This window comes from Tepidimonas sp., assembly GCF_046292505.1.
Taxonomy (GTDB): domain Bacteria; phylum Pseudomonadota; class Gammaproteobacteria; order Burkholderiales; family Burkholderiaceae_C; genus Tepidimonas.
Genome location: NZ_JBKBQX010000029.1, coordinates 1 through 18,672, shown reverse-complemented (window position 1 = coordinate 18,672; position 18,672 = coordinate 1). Strand labels below are relative to the sequence as shown.

The 18,672-nt window shown below is 70.0% G+C and carries 19 protein-coding genes and 1 other RNA gene; 9 read left to right on the top strand and 11 right to left on the bottom strand.

Annotation, left to right across the window (positions count from 1 at the left end):
• Positions 1-30: 30 nt before the first annotated feature.
• On the top strand, positions 31-1,716 hold the full coding sequence (locus tag ACK4TH_RS10180) for an MBL fold metallo-hydrolase (RefSeq protein WP_409625971.1): 1,686 nt from the start codon (positions 31-33) through the stop codon (positions 1,714-1,716).
• Positions 1,717-1,745: 29 nt separating this feature from the next.
• Positions 1,746-2,060 carry a hypothetical protein gene (locus ACK4TH_RS10175; protein ID WP_409625968.1) on the top strand — a complete coding sequence of 105 codons (315 nt, stop codon included), beginning with the start codon at positions 1,746-1,748 and terminating at the stop codon, positions 2,058-2,060.
• A 27-nt stretch (positions 2,061-2,087) separates the two neighbouring features.
• Here the strand turns inward: ACK4TH_RS10175 and rnpB are convergent.
• Positions 2,088-2,434, bottom strand: an RNA gene (gene rnpB, locus ACK4TH_RS10170) — RNase P RNA component class A.
• Between the two features lie 103 nt (positions 2,435-2,537).
• On the opposite strand from rnpB, the gene ACK4TH_RS10165 reads away from it, so the two are divergent.
• Positions 2,538-4,400, top strand: coding sequence for an NAD(P)/FAD-dependent oxidoreductase (locus tag ACK4TH_RS10165; RefSeq protein ID WP_409625964.1), 1,863 nt, complete (start codon positions 2,538-2,540; stop codon positions 4,398-4,400).
• A gap of 46 nt (positions 4,401-4,446) precedes the next feature.
• Here ACK4TH_RS10165 and htpX read toward each other — a convergent pair whose 3' ends face one another.
• The 4 genes from htpX to pyrC all read right to left on the bottom strand — a co-directional run bounded on the left by htpX (position 4,447) and on the right by pyrC (position 8,202).
• Positions 4,447-5,316 carry a protease HtpX gene (htpX, locus tag ACK4TH_RS10160; RefSeq protein WP_409625961.1) on the bottom strand — a complete coding sequence of 290 codons (870 nt, stop codon included), beginning with the start codon at positions 5,314-5,316 and terminating at the stop codon, positions 4,447-4,449.
• Between the two features lie 114 nt (positions 5,317-5,430).
• Positions 5,431-6,300, bottom strand: coding sequence for an endonuclease/exonuclease/phosphatase family protein (locus tag ACK4TH_RS10155; protein ID WP_409625958.1), 870 nt, complete (start codon positions 6,298-6,300; stop codon positions 5,431-5,433).
• Positions 6,301-6,319: 19 nt separating this feature from the next.
• The gene (locus ACK4TH_RS10150) at positions 6,320-7,141 is read right to left on the bottom strand and encodes a DUF3025 domain-containing protein (RefSeq protein ID WP_409625955.1); all 822 of its coding nucleotides are present in this window, start codon (positions 7,139-7,141) and stop codon (positions 6,320-6,322) included.
• A gap of 17 nt (positions 7,142-7,158) precedes the next feature.
• Positions 7,159-8,202 carry a dihydroorotase gene (gene pyrC, locus ACK4TH_RS10145; RefSeq protein ID WP_409625952.1) on the bottom strand — a complete coding sequence of 348 codons (1,044 nt, stop codon included), beginning with the start codon at positions 8,200-8,202 and terminating at the stop codon, positions 7,159-7,161.
• Positions 8,203-8,643: 441 nt separating this feature from the next.
• Here pyrC and ACK4TH_RS10140 point away from each other — a divergent pair, with 441 nt between their 5' ends.
• The 5 genes from ACK4TH_RS10140 (at position 8,644) to ACK4TH_RS10120 (ending at position 11,878) form a co-directional block, all read left to right on the top strand.
• Positions 8,644-9,150, top strand: coding sequence for a YeeE/YedE thiosulfate transporter family protein (locus ACK4TH_RS10140; protein ID WP_409625949.1), 507 nt, complete (start codon positions 8,644-8,646; stop codon positions 9,148-9,150).
• A 4-nt stretch (positions 9,151-9,154) separates the two neighbouring features.
• Complete coding sequence (locus tag ACK4TH_RS10135) at positions 9,155-9,811, top strand: DUF6691 family protein (RefSeq protein ID WP_409625946.1); 657 nt, start codon at positions 9,155-9,157, stop codon at positions 9,809-9,811.
• Between the two features lie 78 nt (positions 9,812-9,889).
• Positions 9,890-10,138: a hypothetical protein gene (locus tag ACK4TH_RS10130; RefSeq protein WP_409625943.1), complete on the top strand. Its 249-nt coding sequence runs from the start codon at positions 9,890-9,892 to the stop codon at positions 10,136-10,138.
• Positions 10,139-10,201: 63 nt separating this feature from the next.
• A complete protein-coding gene (locus tag ACK4TH_RS10125) occupies positions 10,202-10,858 on the top strand; it encodes a DUF6969 family protein (RefSeq protein ID WP_409625941.1) in 657 nt (218 codons plus the stop codon).
• Between the two features lie 30 nt (positions 10,859-10,888).
• Complete coding sequence (locus ACK4TH_RS10120; protein ID WP_409625938.1) at positions 10,889-11,878, top strand: sulfurtransferase; 990 nt, start codon at positions 10,889-10,891, stop codon at positions 11,876-11,878.
• A 196-nt stretch (positions 11,879-12,074) separates the two neighbouring features.
• On the opposite strand, the gene ACK4TH_RS10115 is transcribed toward ACK4TH_RS10120, so the two are convergent.
• From ACK4TH_RS10115 to ACK4TH_RS10090, 6 genes are all read right to left on the bottom strand, one after another.
• The gene (locus ACK4TH_RS10115; RefSeq protein ID WP_409625974.1) at positions 12,075-12,812 is read right to left on the bottom strand and encodes an amino acid ABC transporter ATP-binding protein; all 738 of its coding nucleotides are present in this window, start codon (positions 12,810-12,812) and stop codon (positions 12,075-12,077) included.
• Positions 12,813-12,890: 78 nt separating this feature from the next.
• Positions 12,891-13,559: an amino acid ABC transporter permease gene (locus tag ACK4TH_RS10110; protein WP_068610875.1), complete on the bottom strand. Its 669-nt coding sequence runs from the start codon at positions 13,557-13,559 to the stop codon at positions 12,891-12,893.
• 1 nt (position 13,560) lies between these two features.
• Positions 13,561-14,316, bottom strand: coding sequence for an amino acid ABC transporter permease (locus ACK4TH_RS10105; RefSeq protein WP_409625935.1), 756 nt, complete (start codon positions 14,314-14,316; stop codon positions 13,561-13,563).
• Positions 14,317-14,394: 78 nt separating this feature from the next.
• Positions 14,395-15,297, bottom strand: coding sequence for an amino acid ABC transporter substrate-binding protein (locus ACK4TH_RS10100; RefSeq protein ID WP_409625932.1), 903 nt, complete (start codon positions 15,295-15,297; stop codon positions 14,395-14,397).
• Positions 15,298-15,394: 97 nt separating this feature from the next.
• Positions 15,395-16,318, bottom strand: coding sequence for a LysR substrate-binding domain-containing protein (locus ACK4TH_RS10095; RefSeq protein WP_409625929.1), 924 nt, complete (start codon positions 16,316-16,318; stop codon positions 15,395-15,397).
• 30 nt (positions 16,319-16,348) lie between these two features.
• Complete coding sequence (locus ACK4TH_RS10090; protein ID WP_409625926.1) at positions 16,349-18,217, bottom strand: ABCB family ABC transporter ATP-binding protein/permease; 1,869 nt, start codon at positions 18,215-18,217, stop codon at positions 16,349-16,351.
• A 17-nt stretch (positions 18,218-18,234) separates the two neighbouring features.
• Here ACK4TH_RS10090 and ACK4TH_RS10085 point away from each other — a divergent pair.
• Positions 18,235-18,672 (top strand): acyl-CoA thioesterase (locus tag ACK4TH_RS10085; RefSeq protein ID WP_409625923.1); only part of this gene is annotated, 438 nt, incomplete at its 3' end.

The following is an 18,672-nucleotide window of genomic DNA, read 5'->3' as shown; positions in this document are numbered from 1 at the left end:
TGTTACCCACGGTGACATCTGATACACACCATGGTTCGCCCCCACCTGCGCCTGCGCCTGCGCCCGCCCCATCCCCCTGCCCCCGTGCGCCCGGCGGCCACCGTGCTGTTGGTGCGCGACGGCGACGCCGGCCTGGAGGTGCTGATGACCCGACGCTCGGCGCGTGCCAGCTTCGCGCCCGGCGCCTACGTCTTTCCCGGCGGCGCCATCGACGAGGCGGACCGCGCCGCCGCCCACGATCCGGCGCTGGCGTGGCGCCCGGACCAAGACGAAGCCCTGCGCCCGGCCCTGCTGGCCGCCGTGCGCGAGAGCTTCGAAGAGCTGGGCGTGCTGTTGGCCCGCAACGCACACGGCCACTGGGTCGACCCCGCGACCCTGGCGGCCCTGGATCGGCACGCCCCGCTCTTGCCCCAATGCCGGGCGCATGGCCTGACGCTGGCGCTGGATGCGCTATGGTGGCTGGCCCACTGGATCACGGACCGCGACCTGCCCAAGCGCTTCGATGTGCCCTTTTTCATCGCCCGCATGCCGCCGGGGCAAACGCCGCAGGCCGACAACCGCGAGCAGTTCGAACCCCTCTGGGTAGCCGCGGGCGACGCATTGCGCCGCCACGCCGCAGGGGACTTTCCCATGGTCTACCCGACCGTGCGCACCCTGGAATACCTGCAGCACTACCCCGACAGCGCGGGCCTGCTGGACGCGTGCGCGGCCCGCCAAGGCCCGCGCTGGGTCAGTTGCCCCCGCGCGGGCTGGCTGCGTGGGCAGGAGGCACGCTTCATGGAGCACGAGCCGCCTTTCGGCGAACTGGAGCTGACCTGCCCCGACGGGCAACTGGAGCACCACCTGGACTGGCGGCACGACGCGCCGGTGGCCCTCACCCGCCATGTGCAGCGCCTGACCGCCGCCAACGCCGGGCCGATGACCGGCCCTGGCACCAACAGCTACCTCGTGGGCGAGGTCGCCACCGGCTACATCGCCATCGACCCGGGGCCCGACGATGCCGCCCACCTGCAGCGGCTGTTCGATGCAGCCGGCGGCGACCTGCGCGCCATCGTCTGCACCCACTCGCACCCGGACCACTCACCGGGCGCCTACCCATTGCAGGCGCTGTGCCGCGCTGCCGGCCGCCCCGCCCCGCCGGTGCTCGGTCTGCCCAGCGCCCCAACGGCGCGGGCGCACAGTCACTTCCGCCCCGAGCGGGCGCTCGGGGACGGCGAACGGCTGGTGCTGTCCGCGACCGATGACGGCCATCGCCACACCCTGCGCGTGCTGCACACGCCCGGCCACGCCGCCAACCACCTCTGCCTGGTGCTGGAGGAGGACGGCCTGCTGTTCAGCGGCGACCACATCCTCAACGGCAGCACCACCGTCATCGACCCGCCCGACGGCAACATGGATGCCTACCTGACCTCGCTGCAGCGGCTGCGCGCGGCCTGCGACGAACACGGCATCCATTACATCCTGCCAGCACACGGCCACGTGCTCGGCGATGCCCCGCGCGCCATCGAACGGCTGCTGGCCCACCGGCTGCAGCGCGAGGCCAAAATCGCCCGCGTACTGGCCGAGCACCCCGACGGCGATTTGGCGGTCTGGGTGCGCCACGCCTATGATGATGTGCCGCCCCACCTGTGGCCGGTAGCCCAGCGCTCGCTGCTGGCGCACCTGCAGCGCCTGGACCGTGCACGCTTCGATGCCTGGATGGAGGACCGACCGTGAATCCCCTGTCTCCGCCCCGGTCGCGGGGCATGTTGCCGCGCCGGACGCTCACCGGGCTGGCAGCCGCGCTGCTCGCCACTGCCGCGGCGGCAGAGGCCCGGGCCGACGCCGCCATGGCGCTCGACAAAGGCTGCCTGAGCTGCCACGGCGACCCGCCGCGCGCCAAGGCGCCCACGATGGCGGCGCTGGCGCAACGCTATGCGCCGCTGAATGCCGACGAGCTGGCCCAAAAAGCCGAAAGGCTGTGCGAGCACCGCCTGCTCGGCGGCATCGCGGCGCACGAAAAGCTCACGCCCGAAGAATCGCTGCGGCTGGTGCGCTGGATCGCCGCTGGCGCGCGCTGACCATGCCGCCCACAGCGCGCTCGTAAAGGGTGAAGCCTGCCGGTACGCCGGATTCTGTGCGCCGGGGCTGCCCCCGGCGTGACCGTCATTCCTCTGGGCCGCCGGTCACCCGGACGGCTCGATGCCACCTACCCACCGACACAGCCCGCGGGACCACGGGTGGCCCCGGGCTTGCGCCCGGCGCCGGTCGGCCTACTTGGTGTTGCTGCGCGTAGAGATTGCCCGTTTCACCCGAACTGAATCGGCTCGTCTCTGTTGCTCTGATCCTCACCTCGCGGTGGAGAGGCGTTACCTCCTACGCTGCCCTGCGCAGTCCGGACGTTCCTCCAGCGCACCCTTGCGGGCCATGCGCCAGCGACGGTCTGGCAGACTTCACCCGCGCATTATCCCCTGTGTCGACTGCGTGCGCTTGGCCCATCCCGCAGGCCTGCGTATCATCCGGGCCCATGCCCGATGACCACGGGCCCGAGGTGCCACATGATCCGACTCTCTGAACTGAAGCTGCCGCTGGAGGCGCTGCCCGTCGAGGCCCGCCGCGCGGCCGACGCCCCCGCCGAAACCGAGGCCGACCGCGCCCCGCCCCCGCACCCTATCGCCGCGCTGCGGGCACTGGCCGCCCAGGCGTTGGATGTGGCCCCCGACGCGATCGCCCGGCTGGAGGTGTTCAAGCGCGCGTTCGACGCTCGGGGCGCGCAGATCCGCGCCGTCTTCATCGTGGACGTGGCCCTGACCGATGCCGCTCAGGAAACCGCCGTGCTGCAGCGGTGGGCCGGCCATCCGCACATCCAGCCCACGCCGGACATGTCGTGGCGGCCGCCCGCGCGGGCGGTGTCGGTCGAGCTGCCCGCCGATGGCGAACGGCCCGTCGTGGTGGGCTTTGGGCCATGCGGCATCTTCGCCGCGCTCACTCTGGCCGAGATGGGGCTGCGCCCCCTGGTGCTGGAACGCGGCCGACCGGTGCGCCGCCGCACGAAGGACACCTGGGGACTGTGGCGCAAGCAGGTGCTCACGCCCGAATCGAACGTACAGTTTGGCGAGGGCGGGGCCGGGCTGTTCTCGGATGGCAAGCTCTACAGTCAGATCAAGGACCCGCGTCACCTGGGACGGCGGGTGATGCAGGCCTTCGTGGACGCGGGCGCGCCGCCCGAGATCTTGTACGAGGCACATCCGCACATCGGCACCTTCAAACTCGTCAAGGTGGTGGAGGCGCTGCGCGAGCGCATCACCGCGCTGGGCGGTGAGGTGCGCTTCGAGCAGCAGGTGACGGACTTCGTGCTGGCGCGCGCGGCCGACGGCCGGCTGGCGCTGCAAGGACTGCATGTGCGCGACCTGGCCAGCGGTCAGGAGACCACCCTGAGCGCGCGCCGCGTGGTGCTGGCGCTGGGCCACAGCGCGCGCGACACCTTCGAGCAGCTCCACCGCCACGGCGTATTCCTGGAGGCCAAGCCCTTTTCGATTGGCGTGCGCATCGAGCACCCACAAAGCGTCATCGACCGGGCACGATGGGGCCGCCATGCCGGCCACCCGCTGCTCGGTGCGGCGGCGTACAAACTGGTGCACCACGCCCACAATGGCCGCGCCGTGTACAGCTTTTGCATGTGCCCGGGGGGCACGGTGGTGGCGGCCACCAGCGAGCCCGAGCGCGTCGTCACCAACGGCATGAGCCAGTACTCGCGCGCCGAGCGCAACGCCAACGCGGGCCTGGTGGTGGGCATCGGACCGACGGACTTTCCGCAACACGACACGGCGGCCTGGCGCGCCGCCTTTGGCGACGAGGCCGGCCCCCGCTACGCCGCCGAGGCCGCGGCGCTGGCGGCCCGCGGCGCCACTCACCCGCTGGCGGGTGTGGTGCTGCAGCGGCAGTTGGAGAGCGCCGCCTACCGCGCCGGGGGTGGCGGCTATCTGGCGCCGGGCCAGTTGGTGGGGGACTTTTTGGCCGCCCGGCCCTCCCGCGCCCTTGGGGACGTGGTGCCGTCGTACAAACCCGGCGTCACCCTGGGCGATCTGGCCACGGTGCTGCCCGCCTATGCGGTGCAGGCCATGCGCGAGGCCCTGCCCGCCTTCGGCCGACAGATCCGCGGCTACGACCGCGCCGATGCCGTCATGACCGGGGTGGAAACCCGCACCTCGTCGCCGCTGCGCATCACCCGCGGGACGGATTACCAAAGCCTCAACACCGCCGGCCTGTACCCCGGTGGCGAGGGGGCCGGCTATGCGGGCGGCATTCTGTCGGCGGGGGTGGATGGCATCAAGGTCGCCGAGGCGCTGGGCTGCCACCTGCTGGGGGTGGAGCCGCCCCCGCCCGACCGGAGCACCCGTCTGGCCGTCACCTACGGCTGAGGGCGGCGGGCCCCCGGGTGCATGTGCTGTCGGGCCGGGACCGCGATCAGGCCGCCTGCAGCGCCGCGATGCGCTCTTCGATCGGCGGGTGGGTGCTGAACAGCTTGCCCAGCCCACCGGTGATGCCCAGCGCCTGCATGCCTTGCGGCAAGGCCCCAGGCTGCAGCCCGCCCAGGCGGGCCAGCGCATTGATCATCGGCTGCTTGCGCCCCATCAAGGCCGCGGCACCGGCGTCGGCACGGAACTCGCGCTGGCGGCTGAACCAGGCCACGATGATCGCGGCGAGGAAGCCCAGGATCACCTCCATCACGATGCTGGTGATCAGGTAGCCGATACCAGGGCCGGACTGCTCGCTGTCGCCGCGGCGCAAAAAGCTGTCCACCACATAGCCGATCACGCGACTCAGGAACACGACGAAGGTGTTCATCACGCCTTGGATCAGCGTCATGGTCACCATGTCACCGTTGGCGATGTGCGCGACCTCGTGGCCGATGACGGCCTCGACCTCCTCGCGCGTCATGTTCTGCAGCAAGCCGGTGGAGACCGCCACCAGCGCCGAATCCTTGAACGCCCCCGTGGCGAAAGCGTTGGGCGCACCCTCGTAGATGCCGACTTCCGGCATGCCGATGCCGGCCTTGTCGGCAAAGCGCCGCACGGTATTGACGATCCACGCCTCGTCGGCGTTGCGCGGCTCGTTGATGATGACCAGCCCAGTCGTCCATTTGGCCATGGGCTTGCTCAGCAGCAGCGAGATGAAGGCGCCGCCAAAGCCGATGACGAGCGAGAAGATCGCCAGCGCGGTCAGATTCAGGCCGTTGGCGCTGAGGAAGCGATCCACGCCCAGGATGCGGGTGGTGATCAACAGCACCGCCATCACGGCGAGGTTGGTCAAGACCAGCAGCAGGATACGTTTCATGGAGTCTCCGTTGCGAGGTTGAGAGGGGCCGTGCCCTCGGCACCGCCCGCGCCATCCACATGAGGCCACGCCAGCGCGACTTCAAGAGGATGGTGGGTCGATGGTAGCAAGCGCTCAGAGTCGGGCCGGCGCCCCGAGTTCCAGCACCAGCGGCTGATGGTCCGACAGCCGGGTGTCGGCATCCAGCCGCACGCCTCGAATGGCGGACGCGATGCCCGGCGTAACGAAGATGAAGTCACACGCGATGGGCGTTTCACCCGGTTCGTGCACGCGAAAGGTCGCGGGGTGCGGCCCCGGACCGTGGACCAGGGTCCAGGCGTCCGCAAAGGCCGGGGGCGCACCCGCGGACGCCTCGACCAGGACGCGGTAGGCGTCGGTGCCGGGCGCGGTGTTGAAGTCCCCGCACAGCACCGCATCGCCGGCCCATACCCGGGCGTGGAAGGGGGTGTCCGCAGGCTCGGCGTCGGCGCGGGGCAACGCCGCGGCGACTGCGGCCGCCTCCTGCTGCCACGCGACGAGCGCACGGGCCTGGGCCAGGCGCTGCGTGGCGGAGTAGTACGCCAAATGGGTGCAACCGACGCGCAACGGTCCCCAAGGGGCCTGCACGGTCAGCGCGGCCAGCACGCGCGGCATGGACGGCACCGCGGGGTCGGGGGGATAGGGCAGCGCCTGATGGTGGACCTGCCACACCGGCACGCGGGCGGCGATCAGGTTGCCCAAGCGCTGGCGCGTGGCGCGACCCGGCCGCCAGTCGTCCATCGCCGGTGCAAAAAACACCTCGTACCCGGGCAGGGCCTCGGCTACCGCCGCGACTTGGTCCGCCTCCCCGGCGCCGGCCAAGCCACCAAAGTGCTGCGCCACCTCCTGCAGGCAGATCACCTCGGGGTTTCCGCCCCAGTCCCGCGCATGGGCCAGCACCCGCGCAACGTCCACGTCGCCGTCCATGCCGCGAAACCACTGCACATTCCACGTCAGGATGCGCATCTGTGCCTCCGTATCGCCCTCAAAGCGTTGCCAAAGCTCCGGCGCCACCGGCCTCGCTCGGCTTGGGTGTGCGCGCCGGGCGAAACACCCGGGTGTCGTCGTAAAACGATGCGTGCGCATTGTCGGGCCACCACCCCGGAACCCCCAACACCGGCAGCGGCGTGAAGGGTTTGGCCGCCCAGGCCTCGGCACTCCAACCGTCCAGGGTGGCCGCCAGGACAGCATCCCACGGGTGAGGGCCTGCCCCATCGCCGTGGGCATTCGGCTCGGGATCGGGCGGGGGTGCCGGCATGGGCACGCACAGCACATGCGCCGTCAAGGCCTTGTGCGGCTGCTGCAGCTGTTCCAGCAGCGCATGGCCAAACAGCACCAACGCCGCCTCGCGCCACCATGCGCGCTGCGTCACGAACAGCGTGCGCCAATCGCGCGAGCGCAGCGCGGCCCACAAGGCGGGCGGCGCGTGCAGCAGGGCCCCGTTTTCGTCGAAGACGGTCAGGGCGTCGCGCACCGGGCCGCGGCGCCCCCCAATGCCCAGCCGCGCAATCTCGGCCGCCTGCAACCGGTTCAGTCGCGCCTTGGTGGCCGGAAAGCGCCACCACACCAGTCCGTTGAACGCGTCGTGGGCGTTGTCGCGCGTGGGCACCTGCCCGGTGCGGTGGATGAAGGCCTCATACGCCTCGCCGGGCGGCAGCCGCTCGTGCGGCACGAAAGTCGGCACCGACGAGGCGGCACCGGGCCGCTGGCGCAGACGCTCCAGCCGTTGCGCGGTGCGCGCGTCGCGCGGCGCCGTGTCCAGCCACGCCAGCCATGCGGCATAGGGACGCAACCACGGCACGTCCACACCCGCGCCCCGCTCCCTCACCCCACCAACCGCCAGCGCAGCGTCTCGCCGGCGCGCAGCGGCTGGACCTCGGCGTCGCTGAAGGCGTAGCGCTGTGGCACCGTCCATGCCTCGCGTCGCAGGGTGATGCGCTCGGTGTTGCGCGGCAGGCCGTAAAAATCCGGCCCGTGCAGGCTGGCAAAGCCCTCCAGCTTGTCCAGCGCGCCGGCGGCCTCGAACGCCTCGGCGTACAGCTCCAGCGCCGCCGGCGCGGTGTAGCAGCCGGCGCAGCCGCAGGCGTGCTCCTTCAGCTGCACCGCATGCGGCGCGCTGTCGGTGCCGAGGAAGAAGCGCGGGTTTCCACTGGTGGCGGCCGCCACCAGCGCCTGGCGGTGCACCTCGCGCTTGAGCACCGGCAGGCAGTAATGGTGCGGCCGGATGCCGCCGGCCAGCAGCGCGTTGCGGTTGTAGAGCAGGTGGTGCGCGGTGATGGTGGCCGCGAGGTTCGGCCCGGCCTCGGCGACATACTGCGCTGCCTCTTTGGTGGTGATGTGCTCCAGCACGATGCGCAGGCCCGGAAAGTCGCGCCGCAGCGGCTCCAGCACCCGCTCGATGAACACCGCCTCGCGGTCGAAGATGTCGATGTCGGGATCGGTCACCTCGCCGTGCACCAGCAGGAGAAGCCCCGCGCGCTGCATCGCCTCCAGCGTCCGGTAGGTGCGGCGCAGGTCGGTGACGCCGGCGTCGCTGTTGGTGGTGGCGCCGGCCGGGTAGAGCTTGACCGCGACCACGCCGGCCGCGCGCGCGCGCTCGATCTCCTGCGGCGGCAGGTTGTCGGTCAGGTACAGCGTCATCAGCGGCTCGAACGCCACGCCGGCCGGTCGCGCCGCCAGGATGCGCTCGCGGTAGGCGGCGGCCTGCGCCGCGGTGGTCACCGGGGGCTTCAGGTTGGGCATGACGATCGCGCGCGCGAACTGCGCCGCCGTGTGCGGCACGGTGGTGGTCAGCGCCGCACCGTCGCGCAGGTGCACGTGCCAGTCGTCGGGGCGGATCAGCGTCAGGGTGTCGGGGGCGTGGCTCATGAAGCCGGATTGTCGCAGGGCCGGGCCGGACCCGGAGCGATCCGCAGGGCTTCGCTGCAGAGCGGCGGCAGGATGAGGGACGGGTTGACAAGCCATCTCGGCCAGACCAGACCGATATCAGCGTCGATCCGGAGCAATGCCCCATGACCGCCCTCAACATGCTGCAGGCCAAGTCCTCGCTGTCGCGCCTGGACAGGCGCTGGAGGAGGGGCGCGAGCGCGAGATCGTCATCGCGCGCAAGGCCGACCCGCAGCGCGGCTGGTGCCGCTGGAAGCGGCGCCGGCGGCTCGGCGCATCGGGGTGGCCAAAGGGCGTTTGGCCGTACCGGACGACATCGATGCGCACAACGATGAGGGCGCGCGGACTGCCCATTGCACCCGTCGCCGCCGTTGCCTATACTCTGCTGGGTAAGGTTCACGGATCTTTCTCACGATCGCGATCATGACGACCACCCCGAAACCCTTCTGGAACCCGTGGCTGGCGGGCGTGGCGCTGGGCGTCACGCTGCTGGTCACCTTCGTGCTCACCGGCCACGGGCTGGGCGCCACCGGCTTCACCACGCGGCTGAGCGCCTGGCTGGGCCTGCAGGCCGCCCCCGAGGCGATCCAGGCCAACGCCTACCTCGGCGCGATGGCCCGGCCCGACATCCTCGACGGCTGGATCACCTGGCAGGTGATCGGCGTGTTCGCCGGCGCGCTGCTGGCGGCCTTCCTCGCCGGGCGGCTGCGCGTGCAGTTGGACGGCGCCGCGCGCGTCGGCACCGGCAAGCGCCTCGCCACCGCGCTGATCGGCGGGCTGCTGGCGGGCTTTGGCGCCCGCATCGCGGCGGGCTGCACCAGCGGGCTGGGCCTGTCGGGGGCGGCCACGCTGTCGATCGCCGCGTTCGTCTTTCTCGGCGCATTCTTCGTCACCGGCCTGATCGTCAGCCGTCTCGTCAAGGGAGTCTGAAGCCATGTTCCCGTTGCAGGAAACCGTCTGGTCGGCGCTGCTGGTGGGCATCGCGTTCGGCTTCATTCTGGAAAACGCCGGCTTCGGCAGCCCGTGCAAGCTGACCGGCCAGTTCACGCTGCGCGACTGGTCGGTGCTGAAGGTGATGTTCACCGCCATCGTGGTGGCCGCCGTCGGGCTGCAGCTGCTCGGCATGGCCGGCCTGCTGGACCTGGAGGCGGTGTTCGTGCCGACCTCGCTGATGATGGCCTCGGCGGTGGGCGGCGTGCTGGTCGGCGCAGGCTTCGCGATCGGCGGCTACTGCCCCGGCACCTCGGTGGTCGGGGTGGCCTCGGGTCGGCTGGACGCGCTGGTGTTCTTCCTCGGGCTGATCGTCGGCACCTTCGCGTTCGTCGGCCTCTACGGCCCGGCGATCGAGGCCATCATGGCGATGGCCGAGGTCGAATCCGGCGACACGCTGCACGACGCCTGGGGCATCTCGCCGTGGTGGATCATCGGCGCGATGGCCGCGGCGCTGGTCGGTGTCTATTACCTGGGCCGCTGGTTCGAGCAGCGCCACGGCGGCCCGATCGATGCGCAGGAGGCCGTGCTTGGCGAGGCTGGCTGCGGCTGCGGTGCGCAGGGCTGCGGCACCGCCACGCAGGCGCGCCAGACCGGCTGAACGTGCCTTCTTCCCGCGCCGGGGGCCGCGTGCGCCCGGTGGCTTTTCCTTCCCCGCTACGACGCCACGGACACGACCATGAAGACCCGCAAGCAACCCCTGACCCAAACCCTGACCGCGCTGCTGGTCGCCACGAGCCTGGTGGCGCCCGCCGCGATGGCGCAGACGGCTCCGAAGGCCGACGGCAAGCCGGCCGCCAGCTCCGCCGGCAACCCGTGCGCGCCCGGCAACCCCTGCGCACCCGGGGCCGAGAAAAAGAAAAAGAAGAAACGCGCCGAGGGCGACAACCCCTGCGCCCCGGCCAACCCGTGCGCGCCGAAGCGCTGATCGCGCGCCCAGCCGAGCCCCGGGCTGGTGTGCCCGAACGTGCACCGACCCGCTGAACGCTTGATGCGCCCCGCCGCCCTTCGCCCGAGCAGACCGGCCGACCTTGCCGGCTGGGCCGAGGTCGCGCTGCGCGTGCCGCTGACCTACGCGCAGCGCGGCGTGTCGCTGGCGCAGGCGGCGCTGGCCGGCGCGCGCCGCTTCGAGGCGCTGCGCCACTATCCGGCGCGCGACGTCGTCGATGCGGCGCACGGCACGCGCTTCTACTACCACGCGCACGGTGGCGCGCAGCGCTGGGGCACCGAGGCCCCGCCCGAGCACGGCCACTTCCACCTGTTCTGGGACGGGCCCGAGCCCGGCGCCCATGTGCACCTGGTGGCGCTGGCGCTGGATGCGCGCGGCCAGCCGCTGCGCTGGTTCACGACCAACCGCTGGGTGACCGCCGGGCGCTGGCTGCCGGCGGTGGAGCTGATCGCGCGCCTGCCGGCGTTTCGCCTGGCCGCGCGCGGCGGGCGGCTGGCGCCGCTGGCGCGCTGGCTGACCGCGATGGTGCAGTTGTTCGCGGACGAGCTGGCCGCGCTGCTGCACGCGCGCGACGCGGCGCTGCAGCCCCATCTGCGCCGTCGGGCGGCCGAGCAGGTGTGGGAGGACCGCTCGCTGGAGGTGCTCAGCGCCACGGATGCGGCGCTGGCGCCGCGCCTGCGGCGGCTGGGCTTGGCCTGACCGATTTTTTCGCCCCCAAGGAGAGACGACATGAAACTGATCCACCGCATCGCCACGGCGCTGGGCGCGGCCGCGCTCACCGCCTCTGTCTGGGCCCAGGGCGTGCTGCCCGGCCCGGTGGTCAGCACGCAGTGGCTGGCCGACAACCTGGACAAGGTCCAGGTGATCGAAATCCGCAACGACGCCAAGACCTTCACGCGCGAGCCGGAGTTCGAGACCACCAAGGACGGCAAGAAGGTGCTGGACGAGTTCGGCGGCCACATTCCCGGCTCGCGCCTGTTCCTGGCCAAGGAGCTGCGCACCGAGCGCGACATCGGCGGCAACAAGGTCAAGTACCTGCTGCCGGACCGCGCCACCTTCGAGAAGGTGATGCAGGGGGTCGGGGTGCTGGCCGACAAGCCGATCGTGCTGGTGCCCGAAGGGCAGAAGATTTCCGACTTCAACGACGCGGCGCGCCTGCACATCCTGCTCAAGGCCTACGCCGACACGCCGGTGGCGCTGCTGGACGGCGGCATGGTAGGCTGGCTGCTGGAAGGCCGCCCGTGGAGCAAGGACGCCCCGGCGCCGGTGACCACCACCTGGAAGGCCACCGCCGACCGCTTCGCCACCCTCGTGGCCGACTCGCCCGACGTGGCCGCGGCGATGGAGAAGAAGGACGTGCAGCTGGTCGACACCCGCTCGACGGCCATGTACCTGGGCGTCTTCAAGCGTGACTACGTCTATGCCTACGGCCACATCCCCGGCGCGCGCAACGTGCCGCTGGAGACGCTGTTCGTGACCCGCGGCGGCGTGATCCGCCTGCTCAAGCCCGAGACCTACCGCGCGGTGTTCCAGTCGCTCGGCGTCGATCCGTCCAAGCCGCTGATCACCTACTGCAACAGCGGCAACGACTCCTCGCTGCCGTGGTTCATCGCCCGCGAGATCCTGGGCAACGCGCAGGCGCGCAACTTCGACGGTTCGCTGCACCAGTGGACGCTCGAGAAGCGCGCGATGAACGCCCCGGTGCCGGCGGCGATGTGATGGGACGCGCTCGGGCGGTGCCGGGCACCGCCTGCGGCGGACACGGGAAAAGGGCTCCCTGCGGGGAGCCCTTCCGTTTTGGGGGGACGTTGGCCTTGCGGCCGCTTGGCCCGGAAGCATCGAGCAGGGCCGGCATCCCGGACCGCGTCTGCCGCCCGATCACCAGGCCGGCCGCGGTCCGCGGGCGCGCCCTCGGTCAGTGCGACAGGATCTTGTTGAGGAAGTCCTTGGTGCGCGGCTGGCGCGCCTCGGGGTTGCCGAAGAACTCCTCCTTCGGGCAGTCCTCCAGGATCTTGCCGCCGACGTCCATGAAGATGACGCGGTCGCTGACCTTGCGCGCAAAGCCCATCTCGTGCGTGACGACCATCATCGTCATGCCTTCCTGCGCCAGGCGGATCATCACGTCCAGCACCTCGCCCACCATCTCCGGGTCCAGCGCCGAGGTCGGCTCGTCGAACAGCATCACGATCGGATCCATCGACAGCGCGCGCGCGATGGCCACGCGCTGCTGCTGACCGCCGGAGAGCTGCCCCGGGTACTTGTCCTTGTGCGCGATCAGGCCGACGCGCTCCAGGTACTTCAGCCCGTGCTTCTTGGCGTCCTCGGGGTTGCGGCCCAGCACCTTGACCTGCGCCAGCGTCAGGTTCTCGGTCACCGTCAGGTGCGGAAACAGCTCGAAGTGCTGGAACACCATGCCGACGTGGCTGCGCAATTTCGGCAGGTTGGTCTTGGGGTCGTGCACCGGCTGGCCGTTGACCCAGATCTCGCCCTTCTGGATCGGCTCCAGCGCGTTGATGGTCTTGATCAGCGTCGATTTGCCGGAGCCCGACGGCCCACAGACCACCACCACCTCGCCCTTGCGGATCGTGGTGGAGCAGTCGTTGAGCACCTGCACGGCGCCGTACCACTTGGACACATTCTTCAGTTCGATCATCGGTCGTTCCATGACGACTCCTCAGCGTTCGGATGGGGAGCGCGGGCCGCGGCGTCCGCAGCCCAGCGGTCCCGGGGTTCAACGGATGATGGCGATGCGGGCATGCAGGCGCTTGACCAGCGCCGACAAGCCGTAGCAGATGGCGAAGTACACCACCGCGGCGGCCAGATAGGCCTCGATGGGTCGGCCGTAGTTCTTGCCCGCGACCTCGAAACCCTTGAGCATGTCGTAGGCCCCGATCGCGTACACCAGCGAGGTGTCCTGGAACAGGATGATGGTCTGCGTCAGAAACACCGGCAGCATGTTGCGAAACGCCTGCGGCAGGATCACCAGTCGCATGTTCTGGCCGTAGGTCAACCCCAGGGCGTGGCCCGCCATCACCTGCCCGCGCGGGATGGACTGGATGCCAGCGCGCACGATCTCACTGAAGTAGGCCGCCTCGAACGCGATGAAAGTGATGATCGCCGACAGCTCCGCGCCGATCGGCCGGCCGATGACGAACGGCACCAGCAGGAAGAACCACAGAATCACCATCACCAGCGGGATGCTGCGCATGCCGTTGACGTAGATGGTGGCGGGCAGCTCCAGCCAACGACGGCCGGACAGCCGCATGAGCGCCAGCACCGTGCCAAACGCCACACCACCCAGGGTGGCGACCACCGTCAGCAGCAGGCTGAACTGCAGCCCCTTGAGCACGAAGCTGCTGATGACGTCCCAGCGGTAGAAGGACCAGTCGAGGTTGAGCATCTCAGTGCCCCCCCGCCGCGCCGCTGGCGATGAACCCCGGCACGCGCACGCGCCGCTCGATGAAGGCCATCAGCCGGTTGATCGCAAACGCCGAAACGATGTACAGCCCCGTGACCGCCAGATAGATCTCGATGCCGCGCGCGGTCTCCTCCTGGGCCTGCATCGCGAACATCGTCAGCTCCGCCACCGACACGGCAAACGCCACCGACGAGTTTTTGAAGATGTTCATCGTCTCGCTCGTCAACGGCGGGATGATGATGCGAAACGCCATGGGCAGCAGCACATAACGGTAGGCTTGCGCGGTGGTCAGCCCCAGCGCCAGCGCCGCGTAACGCTGGCCGCGCGGCAGGGCCTGGATACCGGACTTGACCTGCTCGGCAATCCGCGCCGAGGTGAACAGGCCCAGCGCGATCACCACCAGCACGAAGCCGGGCACACCCTTGAGCGGGGGCACCAGCGCCGGAATGACGTGGTACCACAAAAAAATCTGCACCAGCAGCGGAATGTTGCGAAACAGCTCGACCCAGGCGTTGCCCAAGCGCACAACCCAGGGGCTGCCGGGCAAGGTGCGCAGGGTGCCGATCACGCTGCCCGCCAGCAGCGCCAGCACAAGGGCCAACAGCGACACCGACACCGTCCAGCCCCAGGCCGACAGCATCCAGTCGAGATAGGTGATGTCACCGCCCTGCCCAAAGCAGCGCGGCTGGACGTCGCGGGTGATGGTGTCCTCGCAGAACACCTGCCAGTCCCATTGCATGCGATGTGCTCCCGTTCCAAAACAAAAGACCCCGAGGCGCCGGACGCGCCCGGGGTTCAGCAGCGCCGTGGGGACCGGTTACTTGGCCGCGTAGGCCTCCATCGGCCGGTCGTTCGGGCTGGCGATGGCGGCCTTGAGCGCCTCGCTCATCGGCATGTTCATGCGCACATTGCTCGGCGGCGTGGGCTGCATGAACCACTTGTCGTAGATCTTGGCCAGCTCGCCGGACTTCATCATCGCGATGATGGAGTCGTCCACCGCCTTCTTGAACGCCGGGTCGTCCTTGCGGAACATGATGGCGATCGGCTCGACGCTGAGCACCTCACCGACGATCTTGAAGTCGGCCGGGTTCTTGGAGCGGGCGATCAGGCCGGCCAGCAGCGAGCCGTCCATCACGAAGGCATCCGCCCGGCCCGACTCGAGCAGCAGGAAGCTGTCGGCGTGGTCCTTGCCGTACACCTCCTTGAAGTCCACGCCGCCGGCGCGCTCGTGCTTGCGCAGCGTCTGCACCGAAGTGGTGCCGGTGGTGGTGGCGACGTTCTTGCCGTTGAGGTCCTTGATCGAATTGATGCCCGAGTTGGCCTTGACCGCGATGCGCACCTCCTCGACGAAGGTGGTGACGGCAAAGGCCACGTCGCGCTGGCGTGCCTGGTTGTTGGTGGTGGAGCCGCACTCGATGTCCACGGTGCCGTTTTGCACCAGCGGGATGCGGTTTTGCGAGGTGACCGGCTGGTACTTGATGTCCAGCTTGGCCAGGCCGAGCTGCTTTTGGATGTCGCCCAGCACGCGCTGGCAGATCTCGACGTGGTAGCCCGTGTACTTGCCATCGCCCAGCGTGTAGGACAGCACGCCCGACGATTCGCGCACCCCCATGGTGACCGAGCCGGTGGACTTGATCTTGGCCAGGGTGTCGTTGGCCTGGGCGTTCGCGGCGGTGGCCGCCAGGGCCGTCAGGGCCAGTGCCAGCAGTTGCTTCTTCATGCAGCAATCCTTTCCATTGGGATGAACGGTAACGAGAATCTTACAAGCATCCGCCATGCCAGGGCCGAGGAAAAACCCGCGTCGCGCGCGCTGGCGATCAGGGGGGTGCACCGCCCAGGCGTTGCACATCCTCCCAAAACCGCTGGGCGGCAGCCTTGGGGCGCCCGCCGCGCGCGCGGTACAGGCGAATGTCCAGCTCGCCTTGCCACGTGCCCTCCCGGGGGGCGGCTGGCACCAGACGGCCATCGGCCAGCGCCGGCTGGACCGCGCTGGTCGGCAGAAAGGCCACCCCGTGTCCCTCGATGGCCATGGCCTTGAGGCTCTCGGCCATGTCCGTCTCGTACACCCGGTCCAGGTAGGCCGGCTCGGCGGACTGGCGCAGCACCCAGTCCACCACCCGCCCCAAATACGCGCCCGGGGCGTAAGCCAGGTACGGAACCGGTGCACGGGCCGCACCGGGCAGGCGCATCAGCGGCCGCCCATCGGGGCCGGGCCGGCAGAAGGGGGCCAGCACCTCGCGCCCCAGGGGCAGCATCTCGTAGCGCGCGGCGTCCAGCTCGATCGGCTGCGACGCATGGTGATACGCCAGCAGCAGATCGCACCCGCCCTCGGTCAGCCGCATCACTGCGTCGTGCACATTCAGCGCCACCAGCCGCGTCTTGATCGGCCCGAGCTCCGCCCGCAGGCGCGACAGCCACGCCGGCACGAAGGTGAACGCCAGCGTGTGCGGCACGGCAAACTCGATCGTGTCCTTGGCCACCGCCGTGTGCTGGCGCAGCAGCGCCCGCGTGGTCTGCAGCGAGTGCAGGATTTCGATCGCCTGGGCGTACAGCGTCTGACCGGCCTCGGTCAAGCGCGTGGGGTAAGAAGAGCGGTCCACCAGGTCCACCCCGGCCCACGCCTCCAGCGACTGGATGCGGCGCGAGAACGCCGGCTGCGTGACGTGGCGCAACTGCGCCGAGCGGCTGAAGCTGCGCGTCTCGGCCAGGCTGACGAAATCTTCGAGCCACTTGGTTTCCATGCCCTGCTCCCCGCGCCCCCGCCGGCCCGATCAGGCGCCGTCGGCACCGCTTTGCTGCAACGCCCACATCTGGGCATAACGGCCCCCTTGCGCCAGCAAATCGGCATGGCGGCCGCGCTCGACGATGCGGCCGTGCTCCAGCACCACGATCTCGTGCGCATCGACCACGGTGGACAGCCGGTGGGCAATGACCAGCGTCGTGCGGTCACGCGCCAGCCGGCGCAGCTCGGCCTGGATGGCACGCTCGTTGGCCGAATCCAGGGCCGAGGTGGCCTCGTCCAGGATCAGGATCGGAGGGTTCTTGAGCAGGGTGCGCGCGATCGCGACGCGCTGCTTTTCGCCCCCCGAGAGCTTGAGGCCGCGCTCGCCCACCACGGTCTGCCAGCCCTGCGGCAAGCGCTCGATGAAGTCGAGGATGTGGGCCGCCCGCGCCGCCTCGCGGACCTCGTCGTCCGTCGCTTCGGGGCGCCCGTAGCGGATGTTGTATTCGATGGTGTCGTTGAACAGCACCGTGTCTTGCGGCACGATGCCGATGGCACGGCGCAGGCTGGCCTGGGTGACGCGGCGCACATCGTGGCCGTCTACCGTGATGCGTCCGGCTGCCGCGCGGGCCGCCTCGTCGTCGCCTGGCCGGCCGACGTCGTAGAAGCGGTACAACAACCGCGCCAGCGTCGATTTGCCCGAGCCCGAGGGGCCGACCACCGCCACCGTGCGCCCGGCCGGAATGACCAAATCCACACCGTGCAGGATGTCGCGCTCGCGCTCATAGCCAAAGCGCACCGCCTCGAAGCGCACCTCGGGCGCGCGCGCCACGACCAATTCGCGCGCATCGGGGGCATCGCGCACCTCGCACTCCCGCTCCAGCAGGTCGAACATCCGCCCCAGATCGGTCAGACCCTGGCGGATCTCGCGGTACAGCACCCCCAGAAAGTTCAGCGGCAGGTACAACTGGATCATGAAGGCATTGATCATGACCAGATCGCCCAGGGTCATGCGCCCCTCGGTCACCGCAACGGTGGCGCGCCACAGCATGGCCACGAGGGCCACGACGATGATGAGCTGCTGCCCCGCGTTGAGCAACGACAGCGAGGCCTGCGTGCGCACCCGCGCGCGGCGCAGGCGATCCAGGCTGTCGGCGTAGCGGCGCGCCTCCCAGGCCTCGTTGTCGAAGTATTTGACCGTCTCGTAATTGAGCAGCGCATCGATCGCCCGAGTCTGGCTGGCCGACTCCAGCTCGTTCATCTGGCGCCGAATGCCGGTGCGCCACTGGGTCACCTTGACCGTGAACGCCACATACGCCACCAGCGCCAGCCCCGTCGTCCAAACGTACCACGCCTCGAACCGGGTACCCAGCAACGCCAGCACCAGCGCCACCTCGATCAGCGTGGGCACCACGCTGTAGAGCGAATACGAGATGAGCGACTGCACCGCGCGCGTGCCGCGCTCGATGTCGCGGGTCAGCCCCCCGGTCTGGCGCTCCAGGTGAAAGCGCAGGCTGAGCGCGTGCAAATGCGAAAACACCTGCAGCGCGATGGCGCGGGTGGCGCCCTCGGTGGCCTTGAGGAACACCAGCTCGCGCAGTTCGGCGAACAGCGTCGCGCACAGCCGCAGCGCCCCGTATGCCAGCAGCAGCCCGACCGGGACCACGAGCATCCCCGTGGCCGGCGCGGACAGGCCCGGCAGCGGCGTGAGGGCATCCACCAGCTCTTTGAGCAGCAGCGGCACGCCCACCGTGGCCAGTTTGGCGCCCACCATCAGGACCAGGGCCGCGGCCACGCGCCAGCGGTATTCCCACAAATACGGCAACAGGCGGCGCAGCGTCTGGCCGTCGCTGCGCGCCGGTGCGGCGGCAGCGGGCAAGGGTCGCGGCGCGGCGCCGGTCATGGCACGCTCACGCATGATCGACAATCGGGTTCATGACAGACGCCATCGTACCCTCAAGCACCGACACCCCGCCCGCCCCCGGCACCTCGCTGCCACAGGACAAGGAGCTGGTCCTGCGGGTCATCCCCATGCCCGCCGATGTCAACGCCAATGGCGACATTTTTGGCGGCTGGGTCATGGCCCAGGTGGATCTGGCGGGGTCGGTCATCCCGGCACGGCACATGGGCGGGCGCTTTGCCACCGTTGCCGTCAACCAATTCCTGTTCAAGCAGCCGGTCAAGGTCGGGGACCTGCTCAGCTTTTATGGCGCCATCGTGCGCATCGGCAACACGTCGATCACGGTACAGGTGGAGGTATGGGCCGAGCGCCAGCGCCCCCACTACCAATGTGTGAAAGTGACCGAAGCGACACTGACCTATGTGGCCATCGACGAGCAGGGCCGCCCGCGCCCGGTGCCCCGTCCGGCGTCG